This window comes from Nostoc sp. CCY 9925 (assembly GCF_963920935.1).
GTDB lineage: Bacteria > Cyanobacteriota > Cyanobacteriia > Cyanobacteriales > Nostocaceae > Nostoc.
Window position 1 is genome coordinate 1 of record NZ_CAWUDO010000062.1, and the last position, 21,786, is coordinate 21,786.

At 41.5% G+C, this 21,786-nt stretch carries 14 protein-coding genes and 1 pseudogene; 8 read left to right on the top strand and 7 right to left on the bottom strand.

Annotated features, from left to right (window positions below):
* Nucleotides 1-57: 57 nt before the first annotated feature.
* Nucleotides 58-1,044, top strand: a pseudogene (locus ACM0OY_RS25880) (SUMF1/EgtB/PvdO family nonheme iron enzyme); the annotation flags it as partial.
* Between the two features lie 33 nt (nt 1,045-1,077).
* Nucleotides 1,078-1,641 carry a Uma2 family endonuclease gene (locus tag ACM0OY_RS25885; protein ID WP_414571683.1) on the top strand — a complete coding sequence of 188 codons (564 nt, stop codon included), beginning with the start codon at nt 1,078-1,080 and terminating at the stop codon, nt 1,639-1,641.
* Between the two features lie 564 nt (nt 1,642-2,205).
* Here ACM0OY_RS25885 and ACM0OY_RS25890 read toward each other — a convergent pair.
* A complete protein-coding gene (locus tag ACM0OY_RS25890; RefSeq protein WP_414571684.1) occupies nt 2,206-2,367 on the bottom strand; it encodes a hypothetical protein in 162 nt (53 codons plus the stop codon).
* A 452-nt stretch (nt 2,368-2,819) separates the two neighbouring features.
* On the opposite strand from ACM0OY_RS25890, the gene ACM0OY_RS25895 reads away from it, so the two are divergent.
* The 4 genes from ACM0OY_RS25895 to ACM0OY_RS25910 all read left to right on the top strand — a co-directional run bounded on the left by ACM0OY_RS25895 (nt 2,820) and on the right by ACM0OY_RS25910 (nt 7,371).
* Nucleotides 2,820-4,235 (top strand): nicotinate phosphoribosyltransferase, encoded by a 1,416-nt coding sequence (locus ACM0OY_RS25895; protein WP_414571685.1) that lies wholly within the window; start codon nt 2,820-2,822, stop codon nt 4,233-4,235.
* 4 nt (nt 4,236-4,239) lie between these two features.
* Nucleotides 4,240-4,839 (top strand): nicotinate-nucleotide adenylyltransferase, encoded by a 600-nt coding sequence (locus ACM0OY_RS25900; protein ID WP_414571723.1) that lies wholly within the window; start codon nt 4,240-4,242, stop codon nt 4,837-4,839.
* A complete protein-coding gene (locus ACM0OY_RS25905; protein WP_414571686.1) occupies nt 4,800-5,546 on the top strand; it encodes an NUDIX hydrolase in 747 nt (248 codons plus the stop codon). Before ACM0OY_RS25900 ends, ACM0OY_RS25905 begins: the two co-directional genes overlap by 40 nt.
* Before the next feature lie 76 nt (nt 5,547-5,622).
* The gene (locus ACM0OY_RS25910) at nt 5,623-7,371 is read left to right on the top strand and encodes an NAD+ synthase (protein ID WP_414571687.1); all 1,749 of its coding nucleotides are present in this window, start codon (nt 5,623-5,625) and stop codon (nt 7,369-7,371) included.
* A gap of 204 nt (nt 7,372-7,575) precedes the next feature.
* On the opposite strand, the gene ACM0OY_RS25915 is transcribed toward ACM0OY_RS25910, so the two are convergent.
* Nucleotides 7,576-8,394: a carbonic anhydrase gene (locus ACM0OY_RS25915; RefSeq protein WP_414571688.1), complete on the bottom strand. Its 819-nt coding sequence runs from the start codon at nt 8,392-8,394 to the stop codon at nt 7,576-7,578.
* A 542-nt stretch (nt 8,395-8,936) separates the two neighbouring features.
* On the opposite strand from ACM0OY_RS25915, the gene ACM0OY_RS25920 reads away from it, so the two are divergent.
* Nucleotides 8,937-9,830 carry a peptidoglycan-binding protein gene (locus tag ACM0OY_RS25920; RefSeq protein WP_414571689.1) on the top strand — a complete coding sequence of 298 codons (894 nt, stop codon included), beginning with the start codon at nt 8,937-8,939 and terminating at the stop codon, nt 9,828-9,830.
* 125 nt (nt 9,831-9,955) lie between these two features.
* Here the strand turns inward: ACM0OY_RS25920 and hemJ are convergent, their stop codons facing one another.
* The 4 genes from hemJ to psbQ all read right to left on the bottom strand — a co-directional run bounded on the left by hemJ (nt 9,956) and on the right by psbQ (nt 13,551).
* Complete coding sequence (gene hemJ / locus ACM0OY_RS25925) at nt 9,956-10,540, bottom strand: protoporphyrinogen oxidase HemJ (protein ID WP_414571690.1); 585 nt, start codon at nt 10,538-10,540, stop codon at nt 9,956-9,958.
* 286 nt (nt 10,541-10,826) lie between these two features.
* Nucleotides 10,827-11,678, bottom strand: coding sequence for an alpha/beta fold hydrolase (locus tag ACM0OY_RS25930; protein ID WP_414571691.1), 852 nt, complete (start codon nt 11,676-11,678; stop codon nt 10,827-10,829).
* Nucleotides 11,679-11,830: 152 nt separating this feature from the next.
* Nucleotides 11,831-12,952, bottom strand: coding sequence for an NAD(P)/FAD-dependent oxidoreductase (locus ACM0OY_RS25935; protein WP_414571692.1), 1,122 nt, complete (start codon nt 12,950-12,952; stop codon nt 11,831-11,833).
* A gap of 143 nt (nt 12,953-13,095) precedes the next feature.
* Nucleotides 13,096-13,551 (bottom strand): photosystem II protein PsbQ, encoded by a 456-nt coding sequence (psbQ, locus tag ACM0OY_RS25940; RefSeq protein ID WP_414571693.1) that lies wholly within the window; start codon nt 13,549-13,551, stop codon nt 13,096-13,098.
* Nucleotides 13,552-14,135: 584 nt separating this feature from the next.
* Between psbQ and ACM0OY_RS25945 the strand changes: the two genes are divergently transcribed.
* Nucleotides 14,136-20,207 (top strand): amino acid adenylation domain-containing protein, encoded by a 6,072-nt coding sequence (locus tag ACM0OY_RS25945; protein WP_414571694.1) that lies wholly within the window; start codon nt 14,136-14,138, stop codon nt 20,205-20,207.
* 264 nt (nt 20,208-20,471) lie between these two features.
* Here the strand turns inward: ACM0OY_RS25945 and ACM0OY_RS25950 are convergent, their stop codons facing one another.
* Entirely contained in the window at nt 20,472-21,782 is a 1,311-nt protein-coding gene (locus ACM0OY_RS25950) for a sensor histidine kinase (protein WP_414571695.1), read from the bottom strand.
* Nucleotides 21,783-21,786: the final 4 nt, after the last annotated feature.

Below are 21,786 nucleotides of genomic sequence, written 5' to 3' on the forward strand. Positions count from 1 at the left end.
TCTCAGTATTTACTTATCTTTACATAGTTTAGTTTTTTCGCGCCGACTTACTTAGGGCAAATTATCGATAAATTACTTAAGCATTTGCCAAGAGAAAGATATCAGTCAGCAGCAGAAGTTTTGCAAGATTTAAATTCTCTCAAACTCAAGGTTGCAACAACAATTCTGGAGATTCCACAACAACGATTACCAACAGTTCCAGGAAACACTATATCTCTACAAACTTTTGAATTTGATGTAGTCACAGTAGACGGAAAAGGTATAGAAATTAGCCGGAAACACCAAAGTGCAAACTTCTTTGTAGAAGACTTAGGAAATGGGGTAATTCTAGAAATGGTATCCATCCCTGGTGGTACTTTTATGATGGGTTCGGCGCCAACAGAAGCAGGACGACGCGATGATGAAGCGCCGCAGCATCAAGTTACAGTTCCTCACTTTTTTATGGGTAAATATGAAATTACCCAAGCGCAGTATCAAGCAATTATGGGCAGTAACCCTTCCTACTTCCACAGCAATGGGGCAAATTTACCTGTGGAAAATGTGAGTTGGAATGATGCAGTAGAATTCTGTCAAAAGTTAAGCCAAAAGACCAGACGAACCTATCGTTTACCTAGCGAAGCAGAATGGGAGTATGCCTGTCGCGCTGGAACTACTACACCATTTTATTTTGGTGAAACAATTACCACTGATTTAGTCAACTATAACGGAAATTCTACATACGCCTCTGCGCCAAAGAGTAAATATCGTCAGCGAACAACACCAGTAGGTAGTTTTCCACCTAACGCCTTTGGTTTATATGATATGCACGGCAACGTTTATGAGTGGTGTCAAGATTACTGGCATCAAAATTACCAAGGCGCACCCACTAATGGTAGTGCTTGGTTAAACACTGGTTTATTCTCTCGTTTGTTCTATGATAAATTGATGCGCGGTGGTTCTTGGTTCGTCAATCCAGACGACTGCCGCAGTGCCAACCGCAATAGTTTTATGCACGCATATCGTTACGGCAATGTCGGTTTTCGTGTAGTTTCGGTGCTTGCGTGAACCAGATATGAGTTAGACACGAGAAAAGGTTCAATGAATACTATTATCCTCAATCTAAAAGCGATCGCTAATTTAAGCGATGAGCAATTTTATCAATTGTGTCTTGCTAATCGCGATCTAAGTCTGGAAATGAATGCAGCAGGAGAATTAATCATTGTGCCACCAGTAGGAGGAGAAAGCGGAAATCAAGAAGCAGACCTAATTACAGACTTGAATAATTGGAATCGTCAAACTAAATTAGGCAAAGTTTTTAGTTCTTCAACTGTTTTTATCCTACCAAATGGTGCAAAACGTTCCCCTGATGCAGCTTGGGTCAAGTTGGACAGATGGGAAGCTTTAACAGCAGAACAGCGAAAAAAATTTCCGCCACTTGTACCGGATTTTGCCATTGAACTGCGTTCTGAAACAGACCGACTCAAACCTATCCAAGAAAAAATGCAGGAATACATTGAAAATGGTTTGCGTTTGGGATGGCTGATTAATCCTCAAGATGCAAATGTGGAAATTTACCGAATCGGAAAAGCTGTAGAAGTTATGCAAATACCAGCGATTCTTTCTGGAGAAGATATCTTACCCGGATTTGAGTTGCAACTGTAGCTAAAGAGAGATTTACACATACATTCCTAACGAAATGCTCTCTACTTCTGCTAAAATTTTATCGACGATAGTTGCTAATAGCTTTAATCGATTTGTGGGAAGCTCAATAATCGCTATGCTTCTTCCAGTCAAGTTTTGCGGGTATTTCAAATTCTTATCTGATGTGAGAAAGATATCATACGCAGCGTCAACAATTCAAGTGCAAGCTGTATCTTCAGAGTGGGTGCAGTCAATCTCAGATTCAAAATTGATTGACCGACTACCAAACACAAAAAATGACAAAAACAAAATGCCCCTCTTTTGGTTAAGAGGCGTTTCGTTTTTGTCCAAACATTTATCTCACGCTAGTCTATCGGGTGAGACATCAAATTCATGCTCTATTCAGCTAAAAAACTAGATTTTATTATTCAGTATTCATAGGAACTTGATACAAATAGATAGGCGTAATTAAATATCAAATAAACCATAGTTCCTAGTAAGCGATTCATCGCTGATTCAAGCTCATCAAGACTCAAGTCCTGACTACAAACTTTGATTTATTTACGCCTAGCTACTTATGAGTAACTACCAAGTGTCGGCTGTACCTTTTTTGTAAGGCTCACCTGTAAAAGGTTGTACGCCAATAGTAGGATAAGCATCATCATTAGGCCCAAAAATCCGCATTGCAGCTTCAGAAATATACTGGGTTACATTAGCAAGCATTTGGGAAATATTGGAAATAGTCATATTATTGGACTCCTAATTTTTGAGTCACTTTAGTTGTGATACCTATACTCTAATCCTGATTTAGTTAGGTAGCTATAACTCTCAATATATTGAGAACCTATGCAATGTTTATTCAGATAAGTTTGCAATACTTTAGACTGTCAAAAAGTCAAAATTTTTTCTTTAATTCTAATTGTAACATAGTTATTTCTTCAATCCCAGTCGGGGAAAGAAGCTTGCTTTTCTACGAACTGGGGATTGGGTTTGAAGCTAGAAATTATGGAAGGGGGTAATTAACACTATTAATAGTTATTACTATTAAAAAATGTTAAATAATTTGTAAAGGAAGTATTAATATGACTCTAAAACCACCGTTATCCGGTAATCTCTGAAATGTATTTGCTAGGAGTTGACAATATTTATGGTAAATATTACCATAAATAAAAGAAGCGTTCTTATAAGGAAGCTCTGGCATGACAACTTTCCCAGATTTGGACTATGTACATAAACAGCAAACCCAGCAAAACCAGGAACTAAACCTGTGTGCGGATGATTACAGTTTGCTGACCGATCTTTACCAATTGACGATGGCGGCTTGTTACACAGGCGAAGGTATAGAACAACGATGGGCAAGTTTTGAGTTGTCTGTCAGACGCTTGCCTCCTAATTTTGGTTATTTAATTGCAATGGGTTTGGCGCAGGCGTTGGAATATTTAGCAAAATTTCGCTTTAGTCAATCGCAAATTGCGGCATTACAGGCGACGGGAATTTTTGCCGGGGCAAGCGATCGCTTTTGGTCGTTGTTAGCCCAAGGCAAGTTTACGGGTGATGTTTGGGCAGTACCAGAAGGTACGGCTGTGTTTGCCAATCAGCCACTTTTAAGGGTGGAAGCACCTCTTTGGCAAGCACAACTAGTGGAAACTTATCTTTTAAATACTATTAATTACCAGACCTTGATTGCCACAAAAGCAGCACGGTTGCGGGATGTGGCTGGAGAGTCAGCAACACTTTTGGAATTTGGCACAAGACGCGCCTTTAGTCCCCAAGCATCTTTGTGGGCGGCGCGGGCGGCCTTGGCAGGTGGTTTAGATTCTACTTCCAATGTGTTAGCAGCGCTACAACTGGGAAAAAAACCAAGTGGTACTATGGCACACGCCCTGGTGATGGCGTTGTCAGCAATAGAAGGCACTGAAGAACAAGCTTTTAGTGCATTTCATCGATATTTTCCAGGTGCGCCATTGTTGATTGACACTTACGATACCATTGCTGCTGCCCAAGGCTTAGCTGCAAAAGTCAATTCCGGGCAAATGGAATTAACAGGGGTGAGATTGGACTCAGGAGATTTAGTTACCTTATCAAAACAGGTGCGATCGCTACTTCCTGGTGTGCCAATTTTTGCTAGTGGCGACTTGGACGAGTGGGAAATTGCCAGACTCAAAGCCGCTGGGGCTGAAATTGATGGTTACGGATTGGGGACGCGATTAGTTACAGGTTCTCCTATAAATGGAGTTTACAAACTTGTAGACATTGATGGCATTCCAGTCATGAAGGAGTCGAGTGGCAAGGTAACTTATCCAGGACGCAAGCAGATTTTTCGCTCATTGACAGGAGGTAAGGTAAAAGCAGACAGGTTGGGACTTTTAGGTGAAAGTTCTTGGGAAGAACAACCATTATTGCAGTTGGTAGTCCAGCAGGGTAAACGGGTGCAACCCCTAGAGACATTGGAAACAATTCGTCAGCGTACTGCTGCCTCAGTTGGCAGTTTGCCAGAACATACACGGCGGTTGGATCGTCCTGTAGCCGTAGAAGTGGAAATTTCTGAGGGTTTACGGGTGTTGACTGAAGAGACTAAAAAACGAACCACAAAGGACTCAAAGGGCGCAAAGTAAGATGATGAGAATTGCTTTGTTTGGAACTAGTGCCGATCCACCAACTGCTGGACATCAAGAAATTTTAAGTTGGTTGTCTGAGCGTTATGATTGGGTGGCGGTTTGGGCGGCAGATAATCCATTTAAGTCCCATCAAGCGCCTTTAGAACATCGGGCGGCAATGCTGCAATTGTTGATTACGGATATCGATGCACCACGGCAAAATATTGCTTTAGAACAACAATTGAGTAGCTTGAGAACACTGGAAACAGTGGAAAAAGCAAAATTGCGTTGGGGTGAAAACGTTGAATTAACATTAGTAATTGGTTCAGATTTACTGACTCAGCTACCACGTTGGTATCGCATTGAAGATTTGTTACAGGAAGTGCAACTATTGATTGTGCCGCGACCGGGATATACGATAGATGATTCTAGTTTGGAGGTAGTCCAAAAGCTGGGAGGTAAGATGGCGATCGCTAGCCTAACTGGTCTAGATATTTCCTCAACAGCCTACCGCGAACATGGAGATTCTCAAGCCTTGACTCCCCCTGTAGTTGCTTATATTAATCGAGAGCATTTATACGAATGCCAGGACGCCAGCAAAAAAAGATTCCAACTTCGCTAAATCAACAACCTTTGGCCGATTTCAAGGTTGGTGTTGATAATGTAATTTTTTCTGTAGATACTGCACAAAATCGGCTGTTAGTTCTGTTAGTAATGCGGCAGCAAGAACCATTTTTAAATCATTGGAGTCTTCCCGGTACTTTGGTGCGTCCAGGAGAGTCTTTAGAAGATGCTGCCTATCGCATTATGGCAGAGAAAATCAAGGTCAACAACCTTTATTTGGAACAACTTTATACCTTTGGAGGCCCGAATCGTGACCCGCGAGAAGCAACCGATAGCTATGGTGTACGTTATCTCTCAGTTAGTTACTTTGCCCTTGTCCGATTTGAGGAAGCTGAATTAATTGCCGATCGCGTCGCGGGAATAGCTTGGTATCCAGTTAAACAAGTTCCACAATTAGCTTTCGATCACAATGAAATTTTGACATATGGACATAGACGCTTGCGAAATAAATTGGAGTATAGTCCAGTGGCTTTTGAAGTCTTACCAGAAATGTTCACTTTAAATGATTTATATCAGTTATACACCACAGTCTTAGGTGATAATTTTTCAGATTATTCTAATTTTCGGGCGCGTTTACTCAAGTTAGGTTTTCTATCCGATACTGGAATTAAAGTCTCACGTGGTGCTGGTCGTCCGGCTAGTTTATATAAGTTTGACGCCGAAGCTTTTGCCCCCTTGAAAGATAAACCTTTGGTGTTTATTTAATGATAAAGGAGACCCAGCCAGGGACGCGGAGAAAAACAAATGACAAATGACCAATGCCCAATGACTAATAAATAATATGAAAATAGCGATCGCTCAAATTAATCCGACAATTGGTGACTTACTAGGAAATGCCCAAAAAATCCTAGAAGCGGCACAACGCGCTGCATCTAGCGGTGCGCGTTTGTTGCTAACACCAGAACTTTCTTTATGTGGCTATCCACCAAGAGATTTATTATTAAATCCTAGTTTTGTGGAAGCTATGAATATAACTTTACAAAACTTAGCCGAGGATTTACCAGCAAATTTAGCTGTGTTAGTAGGAACCGTTGAACAAAATGTCAACGCACATATTACTGGCGGTAAAAGTTTATTTAATAGCATCGCTTTGTTAGAAAATGGCCAAGTCAAGCAGATTTTTCACAAGCGACTGTTGCCTACTTACGATGTATTTGATGAACGTCGTTATTTTGAACCAGGTTTGCAAGCTAATTATTTTACCTTAGATAATATCAATATTGGCGTCACGATTTGTGAAGATTTATGGAATGATGAAGAATTCTGGGGCAAACGTACTTATGCAGTGAATCCCATTGCTGATTTAGCAATTCTAGGTGTAGATTTCATTGTGAATTTGTCTGCTTCTCCTTATACTGCGAGCAAGCAACAGTTCCGTGAAATCATGCTCCAGCATAGTGCAGTGCGTTTTCAACAACCGATTATTTATGCTAACCAGGTTGGGGGAAATGATGATTTAATTTTTGATGGTCGCAGTTTTGCCTTGAATCGCCAAGGTGAAATTATCTGTCGTGCCCGTGGTTTTGAAGCTGATTTATTGGCGGTTGAATTTGATGAGGTGCTGCGAGATTTACAATTGAGTTCAGTGGCATCTGCATATAATTCAGAAGACGAAGAAATCTGGCAAGCCTTGGTTTTGGGAGTACGAGATTATGCCCGCAAGTGTCGTTTTTCTAAAGTAGTTTTGGGCTTAAGTGGCGGGATTGATTCAGCATTAGTAGCAGCGATCGCCACTGCTGCACTTGGTCAAGAAAATGTGCTGGGTGTGCTCATGCCCTCGCCTTATAGTTCGGAACATTCTATTAGCGATGCTTTGGCATTAGCCACAAATCTAGGAATTAAAACTGATATTTTACCAATAGAACAGTTAATGCAAGGCTTCGATCGCACCTTAGCCAATTTATTTGCAGGTACAGAATTTGGATTAGCAGAAGAGAATATTCAATCCCGGATTCGGGGTAATTTATTAATGGCGATCGCTAACAAATTTGGTTATCTTCTCTTATCTACTGGTAACAAGTCAGAAATGGCAGTTGGTTACTGTACTCTCTACGGTGATATGAATGGCGGCTTAGCAGTAATCGCAGATGTTCCCAAAACCCGCGTTTATTCACTTTGCCACTGGTTAAATCGCAACAACGAAATTATCCCCCAAAATGTCTTGACTAAAGCACCAAGCGCCGAACTCAAACCAGGTCAAGTAGATCAAGACTCTCTACCGCCCTACGAAATCTTGGATGACATCTTACAACGTCTGATTCACAATCACCAATCAGCAGCCCAAATTGTCGCAGCTGGTCACGATTCCGTAATTGTCAACCGAGTAATTCAAATGGTGGCGCGTGCTGAATTTAAACGCCGACAAGCACCTCCCGGCTTAAAAATCACCGACCGCGCCTTTGGAACTGGTTGGCGAATGCCAATTGCCAGTAATTGGGTTGCTACTAAAAACGCCTACCAGACTCAAACTACTCCCACGCCTACCTTAGTCTGTTGGGATGAACAAGATGCCCAGCCGCAAATTAAGTAATAGTCTGTTAAGTTGAAATTGCTCGTTTGAAATTAACAAAGACGCGGTGACGCAAAGATAATTTCCCTCACCGCGTCACCCAATGACCACATTTTGTTTTCTCACCACAAATTTTCCACTCTCCATTTATCAAGACGTTCCATTAGCTGTCAGAGAATTGGTAATATTTTTAACGTTTAAAGGAATTTTCCATACTTTATATTTTTACTTTGTTGTCGAGCCTCGATAAATTCGCTCCATTTGCTCTGGAGAAAGCACTGTCATTGGAAACCCTGTATCTGTAGAAATAGCCGGTTTGTGAAAAGATTGAAACGCCTGTTGTTCAGTTTTAGTGAAAGGTATTTCCCCATTCCTAGTAAAAGGTCGGCTAGATAACGTCTCATCTATCTCGGATGGGGGAAGCTGATGTAGGGGTAAGACATAAGCGTGCTTTTGTGGGTCGTATGCCAAAACTTCTCCTGTCTCGATTTGATAAATCCAAGCATAAATAGTGAGTTGCCCTTGGTGAAGCTTAGAGCGAATCACCGGATAAGTCCGTAAATTTTCGATTTGGGTGAGTACATTCTCAGCAATAATTATTTCTAAGAGATCTTCGCCTTCGTAGTGGCTATAATTGTCTTTCACCAATCGTCGGGTTGCCTCTGCATACTTGAGCCAGTCATGTACAAGGGGCATTTCTATCCGCAAGCTGTCTAACTTCATTAAGCCTTTCATCGCACCACAATGCGAGTGACCACAGACAATAATTTGTTGAATATCTAATGCTTGAATAGCATATTCAATTGTTGCCCCTTCACCGCCATTAGTCGCACCAAATGGTGGAATAATGTTCCCTGCATTGCGGATAACAAACAATTCACCTAATCCGGCTTGGGTAATTAGGTTTGGATCGATACGCGAATCCGAACAAGTGATAAATAGTACCCTCGGCTTTTGACCATGAGAAAGTTGTTCAAACAGTTCTTCATGAGTAGAAAAGTAACTACTTTTGAATTCGCGCAAGCCTTTAATCAATTTTTTCATCCGAGTACCTGAAAGAACGAATAACAATAAGTTAGATATAATACATCTGAAAATTTCTTGAATGTAACTAGGGGTAGAAAATTAATTAAGCTGTTAAGTATTTAATTTGCACATTGAGATCGCAGGGCAGGGGCCAGGGAGGAGGGAGAAGGTTTCCAGCTTTTATTGACAATAAAAATGGTGCAACTTGTAGGCGCGACAGCTTAAACCCTAGTTTTTTGATCGATTGAGTAAAATTTACTATTCTGTTTCCTCTGAATCCCTACCATTTACCTCGTCTCCACTAAACAAGTCCAACGAAGATTCCATATCATGATGACTTTTTATTAAGTCAAGCTTGATTTAAGTATAAATATTTAATTTTAGTTAAAGAAAAAACAATTTTTATTTAAGTAAAATTATGTAAATTTTTGTGTGCTCAATCATAAAGTAATTGTAAAAAATTTGGCAGTATATTAATAATTTAGAGTATAGTTTCAAACAAGGTCAATCCTTAAAATGATGTTTATACTTAGAAGTAAGCTTATCAAGGTAAGTGCATTATGAAACTACAAGATTTCTTAGGAAAAAATGAGAAATGGGGATTCGAGGCGATCGCCAAAGACCCAGAATTAGCTCGTCAGATTCAAATTCTGTTAATTGGCTTGGGTTTACTAGACCCTCCAGCCGACGATAAATTTGGGCCAGTATCTGCCGCAGCCCTCAAAAAATTTCAAGAGTTAATGAAGACTGGAGAAACTGATTTTTTAGGCGCAGTTACAGCCAAAGAACTAATTGAAACTAAACCAGATGATCTTCCTAAACCCCCATTAAAACTTGGTAATGATATTGCCAGTAAGATTATCAAATACATGCAGGCAAAAAATTATCAAATATCTACTAATCCCAAAGAATACAACATTGTTTATTTAGAAGGAGTAAATGAAGACTGGACTTTGAACAAAGATACACCGAATCAATTCAACGATCGCCGCATTGTGATTGAAGTAGTAGATGGCATTCCTAAAATTGTAAATCACTGGCAAGCTACTACAGAACCAGGTAGCCGCTATACTTATAACCCGATGAATCCTGGAGGTGCAGCCAGAATTAAATTTGGGCAATATAAAGCTTGGTCTGTTGGCATACACGGAAATTCAGAACCCCACGAAGCATTAATCCAAGTTGCACCTATCACCGTTCACCGAGATTTTAATAAAGATTTTCAACGCGTTGGCGACAAACTTGATACAGGCCTTTTCTTAGTAAATCAACACTACGGTTATGATGCCCCTGTAAATGACATTAAAAATGCTAGTGCAGGTTGTTTAGTAGGACGTAGGCGCGAGGGACATAAGGAGTTCATGGCGATAATTAAACAAGACCATCGCTATCTAGCTAATAAAAATTACGTCTTTTACACCACAGTCATTCCTGGGGATGATTTATTGAAGTAGTTTTTAGGATGAAGCAACATATTGCTTTCAGACATTTTTAAATTTGGGATTTTAAATCCTCAATCCAAAATCCCAAATTTAAAATCTAAAATTCGGTCGATCTGAAATATTCCAGCCAATATTGTCTAGCTTTGTTCTTGTGGAATTTGTCCTATCTGCGCCGTCAACTTCTCTTTATCCTGCCTACGTTTTTTGGCATAAAGTTGAATAGTGACTGCCATCAAAATAATCATCGCAAAAATGCCCCAGGCAGCCATATCTGTGGGTAAATTATTTTTAAATATAGCCAGTAGCACGATCGCTACTAACATAACTGTCGGTGCTTCGTTTAACGCACGTAATTGCTGACTACTCCAGGCACATTCATCTGCTGCTAGCTTCTTGATCAGACGAGCGCAGTAATGATGATAGCCTATTAGAATGGCCACAAACAGCAGTTTTATATGCAACCAACCCTCTTTTAACACTTCTGGTTCAGTGCTTATTAAACCGATAGCCATTGCGATCGTCACAAACATTCCTGGGTTAGTGATGATATGGTAGAGGCGCTTTTCCATAATTTGATACTGATTTTTCAGTATGGTTCGCGCTGGTTCAGGTTCTTGGTTAGCTTCAACGTGATAAATAAAAAGACGTACCAGGTAAAACAAACCGGCGAACCAAACTACAAATCCAACAATATGAAATGCTTTAAACCATGAATAAGCCATGAATTCCAATCTCCATCAGTGTGGTTACGATGCATTTTTAGTGGTCAAAAAACGAATCAGAACTCAGAATTCAGAATCCAGAATTCAGAATACTCCTCCTTAAAGGGATGGAGTTTTAATAAGAAAGAAGATTTGAATTTTGCCAGTCAATCTTCCATTTAGCCGACAACAATTAGTGGTCACTTGGAATCCTCTACTAATTGATTCTGAATTCTGAGTTCTGAATTCTAAGTTCTGAATTCTGACATTCATTTTTATATTATCGATTTTTGCCTGAGGTATATTCTCAATGAGCATCTTTCCGACGCAAAAAGGGTAAAAGGTCTTCTAAAATAGTCTCGTGGTAATGTTCTTGGGGATAATGTCCGACGTTATTAAGTTTTATTAATTCTGCATTAGGTACGGATTTGGCAAAATTTTCTGCAATGTCTACAGATAGCCAAGGGTCAATAGTACCCCATTGGATGAGAATTGGCTGTTGCCATTCTTTAAACCCAGATTCAATTTCTGTCATTGCTGAATCAAGTTGTAAATTGCGGATACTTGCTAACAAACTTCGACCAGATGCAGAAGTTGTCAAAAATGGTTTTCGATAGACATCTAAATCACGATCTTCAATGCGATAACGGCTACCACCTTCTAGTGTCCGGTCAACTAACAACGGGTCTTGGGTCATGACTTCACCAGCCAAAGGTAAACCCATTTGTTTAATTTTCCAGGGTAATTTGGCAGTCGTTGAAATTGGTGTATTTAAGATAGCTAAATTGGCAATTTTTTCTGGGTGACGCAAAGCATATTGTAGTCCCACAGAACCTAAAAAGCCTTGTATAACTAAAGAAAAATGTTCAAGTTCTAGTGCTTTGATAAATCCTTCTAAAGCTGTGATAAAAGCATCAGGAGTGTAAGCAAAATCTCGTTTTTCTGGTTTTGCAGAAAAGCCATAGCCAATCCAATCTGGAGCGATCGCTCTTGTACCTTGATTAGCTAAACCAGGTATAATATGACGCCAACTATAACTTTGTGAAACTAAGCCGTGTAGCAACAATACCGGCGCTAAGTCAGTTCTACCGATTGGTGAAGATTCACGATAAAACCATTCGAGTGAATTTACAGCTATTTTATGTTCTGTTATTGACACGCTATTTTCCTATAGATTGCTCATTTGGCATGGGGCATGGGGCATGGGGCATAGGGTATGGGAAGAGGCAGGGGGAAGGGGGCAGAGGGGAAAAACTCTTCTCCCCTGCTCCCTGCTCCCCTGCCTTCCAATCTCCCTCATCTCCCCATGCCCTATGCCCCATGCCCCACTCCCTGAGGAATAATCATCTCACGAATTGCATATGCTGTGGCGGGTGCTAGTAAAACACCGTTGCGATAGTGTCCCGTAGCTAACAGGACGTTACTAAATCCTGGCAACTTACCAATGACTGGGGCTGGGCGTCCTTCAGGGCGAGGGCGTAACCCAGACCAAGTGCCCAGAATACTTGCTGTAGCCAATTCTGGGCAAAATGCGATCGCTTGTTCTCTTACAGATTCCAGCAGTTGTTGATTCGGCGGTATCTCATCGCTGTTAGTGGGAAATTCCACTGTTGCACCCAGCCAATAATCTCCACCGCCCACAGGAACAATATGGACATCATTACCTGTAATCGCTGGCTGGAAGTCGGGATTACCTAATGGATGTCCTACACGTACTTGTAACGCCTGTCCTAAGACTGGGCGGATATCAATCGGCTGGTTTAATTTTGCTGTGAGTGCTGTTGAACCTAGCCCTGCTGCGACTACAAACCAATCAGCAGCTATTTTTCCTTCTGTGGTCTCAAGGCAATCGCAAAATTTGGTCGAAGATTCAGCTATTGAGGTTTGAGTATCCAAAACAGCGACCCCAAATTTGAAAGTTACACCATTATGCTGAGCAGCCTGAACTAAAGCTAATGTCAGCGCAGTGGGATCGAGTTGACGGTCTTGGGGAGAATAGACAGCGCCAGTAATTTTTTCGCAATCCACCTGAGGACAGATATTCTTGAGTTTAGCAGTATCCCAAATCTCTAACTGCCAGCCTTGAGAGTGGCGAGTTTCTACTAACTTTTCCCATGCTGAAATTTCCTCAGTAGGATCGGACAACAGCATGAGAATTCCTTGGCGGTTAAAAGGAATTTTACGATTTGTTAAAGCTTCTAATTCTGGAATCAAAGTTTCGTAGCGTTGGATGCTAGTTTGTCGCATTTGCCAAGCCTTGCCCTTGATTTTTTGACTGATTGCGCCCATCAAAACACCAAGTGCAGCACCCGTAGAAGCTTGTGCTGGTGGTTGTCGGTCGAAAACTGTGATTTCTAGCCCTTTTACTTGACTGAGTTCATAAGCGATCGCAGCCCCAACTACACCACAACCGATAATGACTACATGACTCATTGCTTGTTTGAGAGGGAATAGGGAATAGGGTATTGGGCATGGGGCATTGGAAGCGTGGGAGGTACGGGAGGATGGGGAAGAAATTTTTCCCCCACACTCCCCCATCTCCTCTGCCTCTCTGCTCCCCCTGCCCCTCTGCCTTTCTATTGAGTGCTTTCCTCAGGAAGCAACTGGAGGAATTTCTCAATATCTGCGAAAGCAGCTTCGGAATTACTCAATGCAAGTTGAGGGTTACCAGAGGAAGCGCCTTGATTTACTTTAACCAAGTGGTTAAACAAATCTCGCGTTATTTGACGTGCTGTGGTTTGGTCTTTAGGTAGAAGGTGGGGAGTGACATAAGTCAAGTTCAACCTTGCTTCTGTTATCGGGCCGTGTATAAAGTTGCTCACATTGATCCAATCTTGTTTTTGGATCAGGGTTTTCAACTCTTGTGAGCGATCGCGCACAGCTTGAATTTCGGGAACGTATTCCTTAATTTCCGCAATTTGGGTTGCAGTGTACGTTGGAGGTGCAACTGCGACACCAGGCCCGCCACAACTAATAAGAAATGTGGCCAATAATACTAAAATCAATGAAAAAATAGAGCTTTGACGCTTCATACACGGAACTTATTTGCTTCTTGTTTGCCGATTCACAGTGTAATTTTAGATCGCTAGCGCACTTTATCATTCACTCTAGGATTTTTTTTGACAGGAGGTGGCGAATAGTAAGTGGGGAGTAACAATGATTGTGGCGATCGCCACAATCATTGTAATAATTAGAGGCTCCCTTTCGCCTTGTGTTCTGTTCGTTACGCCACTGCTCGATTACCTCTTCATTTACCCAGAAAGGATACTGCCTAGTTAAACTCAGAGTCGAATGGCACGCTTGTTATCGGCAAATCCAATATTCATCTCTGCTTTTGGGTGTGGGGTTGCAGGTATTGGGGTGTAGTGGCGTTCGCGCTACTCGTTGCGTAGCAAAGAAGTTTATTAATGTTCGCACTTGTTTTTAATTTTCTTGATTTTTTCCCTACACCCGACACCCTACCTCCTACCCCCTACACCCTGCCCTGACTAGGTTTTACGTTTTCTTAGTGCCATTCAACTCAGAGTCATCATACTCAGAATGAGCAACGCTTTATTGACTAGCCAATTTAAGTATTGGCAGCTAAGATAGTAGTCGCAAAAATTACTAAGCTGTAATGAAAAATCTTACTGAACATTCTCAACAAGACCTGAGTCTATCCAAGACAGAAGTAGAGCAGTTGCTTGTGGAATGGCATCAAAATCCAGTCGATTACGTAAGTAATATATGTATCCATCAGTTGTTTGAATACCAAGTAGAAAAAACACCTGAGCAAATTGCAGTCATTTTTGAAGACAAGCAGCTTTCTTACCAAGAACTTAACCAGCGAGCTAATCAACTAGCGCACTATCTACAGACCCTGAATGCCAAACCTGAGGTTCTAGTTGGCATTTGCCTAGAGCGATCGCTGGAAATGATCGTTGGACTATTAGCCATTCTCAAAGCAGGCAAAGCTTATGTCCCCCTAGATCCAGCCTATCCCTCAGAGCGTCTAGCCTTGATGTTAGAGGATTCACAGTTACCCATACTACTGACCCAACAACATCTACTTTCAAAGCTTCCAGAGCATCAAGCGCATGTGGTTTGTCTAGATAGCGATCAAGAGGCAATTACTCAACACAGCCAGGAGAATCTAACCTGCCTAGTGACAGATGAAAACCTGTCCTATGTCATTTACACCTCCGGATCGACTGGTAAACCTAAGGGGGTAGCTATCGAACATCACAGCGCAGTGGCTCTGTTGCATTGGGCAAGAGAAGTTTTTACAACCGAGGATCTAGCTGGAGTTTTAGCTGCAACATCTATTTGCTTCGATCTCTCAGTTTTCGAGATATTTGTTCCCCTGTGTTGGGGTGGTAAGGTGATTTTGGCAGAAAATCCCTTGTATTTGCCTAGCTTACCTGCCGCTCAAGAAGTCACCCTGATTAATACAGTGCCATCTGCGATCGCAGAGTTACTGAGAATTCAAGGTATACCCACTTCTGTACGCACCGTTAACTTAGCAGGCGAACCTCTCCAAAATCGTTTGGTGCAGCAAATCTATGAGTTGGACAATATTCAAAAAGTCTTCAATCTATACGGGCCTACGGAAGATACGACCTATTCCACATTTTCCCTGGTGAAGAAAGGTGACAGCATCGTGACAATCGGTCGCCCGATCGCCAACACTACTTGTCTTCTATTGGACGAACAGATGCAGCCAGTACCCACAGGTGTCTCTGGGGAACTGTACATTACTGGTGAGGGACTAGCCAGAGGCTATCTCAATCGCCCAGAACTGACAGATCAGCGATTCATCCCCAACCCTTTTGAGGAGACAGGAGGCAGGAGGCAAAAGGCAGGAGGGAGTAAATTATATAAAACAGGCGACTTAGCTCGTTACCTACCAGACGGCAATATTGAGTATATTGGGCGTATTGACCAACAAGTAAAGATTCGCGGCTTCCGTATTGAGCTAGGAGAAATTGAAACTGCGCTGTGGCAACATCCTGAAGTGCAAGAAGCTGTGGTGATTGCTAAAGAATTTTCCCCTGGCGATCAACGCCTAGTAGCTTACGTAGTTCCCAAGCCCGAACTACCAGACACGAATACAGAGCAGATTCTACAGTTACATCAAATATTATGGGACGGAGTTTATAGCCAAGACTCTACAGATCGAGATCCAACATTCAATATTAGCGGTTGGAATAATAGCTATACAGGTCTACCTATTCCTACAGAAGAGATGAGTGAGTGGGTTGACCACACAGTTGCCAGGATTTTGTCCTTACAGCCTCAGCGCGTCCTAGAAATCGGTTGTGGTTTGGGGTTACTACTATTCCGAATTGCTCCCCATTGTTCCCACTACGTTGGCACTGATATATCAGCAGCAGCTATTCATTATCTAGAGGAGCAGTTACAGAGAAATCAGCCAGATTGTTCATCCATAAAACTGTTGGCGACAACAGCAGACGATCTTTCGGGAATCGAAACTGAAGTGTTCGATACCGTAGTGCTGAATTCTGTTATTCAGTATTTTCCTGGGATTGATTACTTAGTAAGTGTCTTAGAACGTGCAGTTCAAGTCGTCAAGCCGGGAGGTTGTATCTTCATTGGCGATGTACGTTGTCTCCCCTTATTGAAGGCTTTTCACACATCAGTACAACTCTACCAAGCTGCTGACACTCTGTCTTTAGTCCAACTACAGCAACGCATCACAGACCAAATGTCTGAGGATAAAGAGCTAGTCATCGATCCAGCCTTTTTTACCGCTCTCAAACAGCATCTACCACAGATTAACCATGTCGAGATTCAACTGAAGCGCGGTGTCCATCATAATGAACTGACTAGATTCCGCTACGATGTCATCCTCCATGTAGGCACTGAAGTTTATCCTACTAAAGAACCTGTTTGGTTGAATTGGCAGCCGAGTCTGACATTAGCAAAAATTTGTCAAATTCTCACTGAGCAAGAGCCAGAAGCTTTAGCAATTGCCCGCATTCCAAATAATCGGGTTCTGGCAGATATTAAAGCCATAGAACAGATCTGGAGCAACAATAACTTTAAGACTGTAGGAGAACTACGTTCTGCTTGGCAGCAAAATACTGACTCTATCGGTATCGATCCGGAAGACCTGTGGAATTTAAGCCAAGAATTACCCTATAAAATTGACATCAATTGGTCAGAAATAGATGGCAGCTATGACATCATATTGCAGCGGCATTCGACAGTAGAAACTGAATTCTCTGGCAAAAAAGTACTTCTTACCTTCCCAGAAAAAACATTCCACCCACAATCTTGGAACTCTTATGCCAACAACCCTACACCGGTGAAAGTGCTGCAACGCACATCTGTTGCCAACCTACGCCGTTTTCTCAAACAGAAATTGCCTGACCACATGATCCCTTCTCGCTTTGTGCAATTGAGTGCTTTACCCTTAACAGCTAACGGAAAAGTTGATCGTAAGGCACTCCCAGCACCCGCTCAAACTTTGAATGGAAGTGAGAATTTTGTCGCCCCCCGCACCCCGATTGAGGAAGCAGTGGCAGAAATTTGGTCTAAAGTATTGGGTATAAAAAACATTGGTGTTCATGACAATTTCTTAGCTTTGGGAGGACACTCCTTACTAGCCTTCCAGATCCTCTGCCGCATCCGCGATATCTTTCAAGTTGAGTTACCAATGCGGCATTTCTTTGAAGCAGCCAGCATCGCTGAAATGGCTGAAAGCATTAGAAAAGCACAACAGGAAGATAAAGGATGCTCTGTTTTGCCAATACAATCCATTGGGCGCGATTGCGATTTACCGCTTTCCTTTGGGCAAGAACGGTTGTGGTTTCTTGACCAGTTAGTGCCCAACCATGCTTTTTACAATGTTCCCGAAGCCTTTCGCCTCAGAGGTGTACTCAACGCCACAACATTAGAACAGAGCTTGCATGAAATTATCAACCGTCATGAAGTCCTGCGAACTACCTATTCCAGTGTGAACGGAGAACCCATACAGGTCATCCACTCGACTTTTCCCATCAAACTCTTAGTGGTGAACCTCCAAGGGCTGTCTCCAGATGAGCAGGAATCTCAAGTCCGCCAGATCATCCTTGAACAAGCCCAACGTCCTTTCGATTTAGTTCAAGGGCCATTGCTGCGAACAACATTGCTGCAATTGGGTTCAGAGGAGCATATATTCCTCCTCAACCTACACCATATAGTTTGTGATGATTGGTCTTTAAGTGTTTTGTTCAAGGAACTGTCAGCCCTCTATCAAGCTTTCTCCACTGGTAACCCCTCTCCCCTTCCTGACTTAGCTATTCAGTATGCGGACTTTGCAGCTTGGCAACGGCAGTGGCTCCAAGGTGAAATTTTAGATAATAAGCTTGCTTATTGGCAGCAAAATTTGAGTGGCAGTCTACCTGTATTAGAATTGCCCACCGATTATCCACGACCATTAGAGCCAACATATCAGGGGACCCGCCAATCAGTCGTTATACCCAAATCCCTAACCGATGCTCTCAATGCTCTCTCGCGTCAAGAGGGTACTACCTTGTTTATGACCTTGTTGGCAGCGTTCCAGACACTCCTATTTCGCTACACAGGGCAAGAAGACATTTTAGTAGGTGCTCCTATTAGCAATCGCCACCGTTCTGAGTTAGAAGGACTAATTGGGTTTTTGCTCAATACTTTGGTATTGCGAACCAATTTGTCTGGCTCCCCAAGTTTCCGGCAATTGTTAGGCCGAGTCCGGGAAGTAGCTTTATCGGGTTATACCTACCAAGACTTACCGTTTGAGAAACTAGTTGACGCCCTACAGATCAAACGGGACTTGAACCAAAATCCACTGATTTCAGTGATGTTTCATCTTCAAAATACCCCAATGCCTAAGCTGACTGTTCCCGGATTGACAATGAACCGTTTGGGAATTGACAACGGGACATCCAAGTTCGATCTGTACCTGGAACTGCGCGAGACAGCAGCAGGGATATCGGGGAACTTGGAATATAGCACCGACCTATTTAAAGCTGAGACAATCGCTTTGATGGTGGAACATTTTTCTACTCTATTACAGAGTATTGTCTCTAACCCAGACCAGACAATTTCCAACTTACCACTGTTAACAGTCCCTGGCGATCGGCAAGCTCAGCAGATATTTAACGGCAATGTAGATCTTCGCGATCTACCAGAGCCTGAAATGGATAGAAGCGATTTGGAAGCAGCATTTGTCGCACCTCGTACCTCGATTGAGGAACAAATGGCTGAAATTTGGAGCCGAGTTCTGGCGATCGCAGAAGTGGGGATTCATGATAATTTCTTTGAGCTTGGCGGTAATTCTCTGTTAGCAGCTCAGTTAATCTTTTATGTGAGAGAAACCTTTCAAGTAGATTTACCTCTAAAAAGCCTGTTTGAGAAATCTACTGTCGAAGCGTTGGCTCAGGTAATAGAGACAGTGCGTCGAGATGGCGTTTGTGCTTTAACCAGCGCGATCGATTTAAAATCTGAGGTAGTACTCGATCCTGCGATCGATGCCCACGGAAGGGCTGTTGCTCAGGTTAATGAACCGCGTCATATTTTTCTCACAGGAGCTACAGGCTTTTTGGGGGCTTTTTTACTTGATGAACTGCTACATCAAACTCAAGCAAAAATATACTGCCTGGTGCGTTCCCCGAACGAGCATGAAGGGTTGAAAAAGCTTCAACAAAACCTAGAAAAATATTCCCTTAATCACCAAAATTTTAGCTCTCACGTGATTCCGATTCTGGGAGACTTAGAACAGCCATTTTTGGGCCTTCCTAGAGAACAGTTTGAAAAGCTGGCTCTACAAATTGATACTATTTATCACGGTGCTGCCCAAATCAATTTTGCTAAACCATACTCTGTACTTAAAGCATCCAATGTTCTCGGAACTCAAGAAGTTCTCAGATTAGCTTGTCTGGGTAAAATTAAACCAGTGAATTACATTTCTACTATTGCTGTTTTTGGTGTAATCAACTATTTTACAGGACTAAAAGTAGTTACCGAAAATGATGACATCGAGCCTTGTAAAGACTATGTTGCTCTGGATATTGGCTACGCTCAAACCAAATGGGTAGCCGAAAATCTTGTATGGATTGCCAAGTCTAGGGGAATACCTGTTAGCATCTTCAGAACAGGATTTCTCATGGGACATAGCGGCACAGGCATTGCTCATACAAAAGATGCTTTTGTGCCTAGAATTATTAAAGGATGCATACAGCTTGGTAGTTATCCGGAACTCGTAGATCAAAAAGAAGAAATGATTCCTGTGGATTACGCCAGTAGAGCAATTGTCCATTTGTCCAAAAAGCCAGAATCTCTAGGGAAAGCTTTTCATATCGTACCCCCGCCAGACCAAAATATGGGACTCCTTGAGCTTTTTGAGTTTATTTGTGACTATGGTTACCAACTGAAGAAGTTACCATATATTCAGTGGAAAGAGGAGCTAATTGCAAATCTCAGGCACTCTCAGGAAAATGTTTTACATCCGCTTTTACCGATGATGTCTGAAAAAGTCTATCAAAATTCTTTTACAATCATGGAATTGTATCAAAATACAGTTCATTATAATTGTCAGAATACCCTCAATGGATTGGCAGATTCTGCAATTGTTTGTCCACCAATGGATGCTAATCTGCTGGATAAATACTTCTCACATTTCATTAGTAGTGGTTTCTTAAATTCACCACACTCAAGACAGGAGTAAACATTCACTCTATAATTTTGAGCTTAATATTCCTCGATCTAACTCACTCAAAGGAGCAAAGGTTAATCAAATTATATTAAGCTCATTATTACAAAGAATTGGTATTATCTCTGATTCACTAATAATATCTTTCAATAAGTTAACAATCTGAACTCAATACCTTTGCTAAAAGAAGAGGATGAAGAAAGATGGCGCTGTATAGTAGAGTTATTTATTGTCTCTCACAACCAGAACTTAAAACTACTCATCAGCCTATGAAAAAATTTACTGTTGCACTGGAATTTTGATCGCAAATTCTGTCCCCTTTCCAGGAATAGATTGGCAGTCGATACTACCACCATGCTGTTCTACTATAATTTGGTGGCTGATAGATAAACCTAATCCAGTTCCTTTACCCACAGCTTTAGTTGTAAAGAAAGGTTGAAACAGCTTTGCTTTTACTTCTTCACACATTCCCGGACCGTTATCAGCGATGTGAATGGCAACCCAATTATCTTCAATCATCACTGTGCGAATTTTAATCAGACTGGGATTTTGTTTAATATCTGCCAATGAACGCTGTTCATTATATTCATCTAGGGCATCAATAGCATTAACAATAATATTCATAAATACTTGATTAATTTGTCCAACATAGCATTTAATTAGTTGAAATAAATTGTACTCTTTAACTACTTTAATGCCTGGATATTCGGGTTGTGCTTTTAGGCGATGATTCAAAATCATCAGCGTGCCATCAATACATTCATGGATATCAACCTCTGCCAGTCTAACTTCATCTACTTGTGAGAAAATCTGCATAGACTTGACTATTTCCCGAATGCGTCGTGCGCCAACATTCATTGATTTGAGTAAATTTAAAAAGTCATTATTAATAAATTCTATGTCTATTAATTCTAGTTCTGTTTGAATGCGAGGGGTAGGATTTGGATATTCCTCTTGATATAGATGCAGAAAATTTAGCATTTCTTGAGTATATTCACTAGCATAGATGAGATTGCCATAAATAAAATCTACTGGATTATTAATCTCATGGGAAATGCCAGTAAACATCTGACCTAAGCTGGATAGTTTTTCACCTTGAACTAGTTTGATTTGTAGCTGTTTTAAATCGTGATAAGCTTGACTTGCTTCATCAAATTTTTCCTCTAATAAAGTATTTTTCTGCTCTAATTCATGTGCTAAACTATACAGCTTTAAATGCAATTTCACCCGTGACATCACTTCTGCTAGCTGAAATGGTTTAGTGATATAGTCTACAGCCCCAACCTGAAACCCCTCCACTTTGTTGATAGTGTCGGAAAGTGCGGTCATAAAGATGACAGGAATATCCTTAGTTTGGGGATTTGCCTTTAATTGCCGACAGGTTTCCAATCCATCAATATCTGGCATCATTACATCCAACAATATTAAACTCGGTAGTGCATATTTAACTCGTTCTAGAGCTACCTTACCGGATTTTGCTACCCATACTTCAAGTCCATCCCGATCTAAGGCATCAGATAAGACGCCTAAATTAGCAGGATTATCATCAACAATTAGAACTGTCTGATTTTGTGCAGTTGTCAGATTCATAATC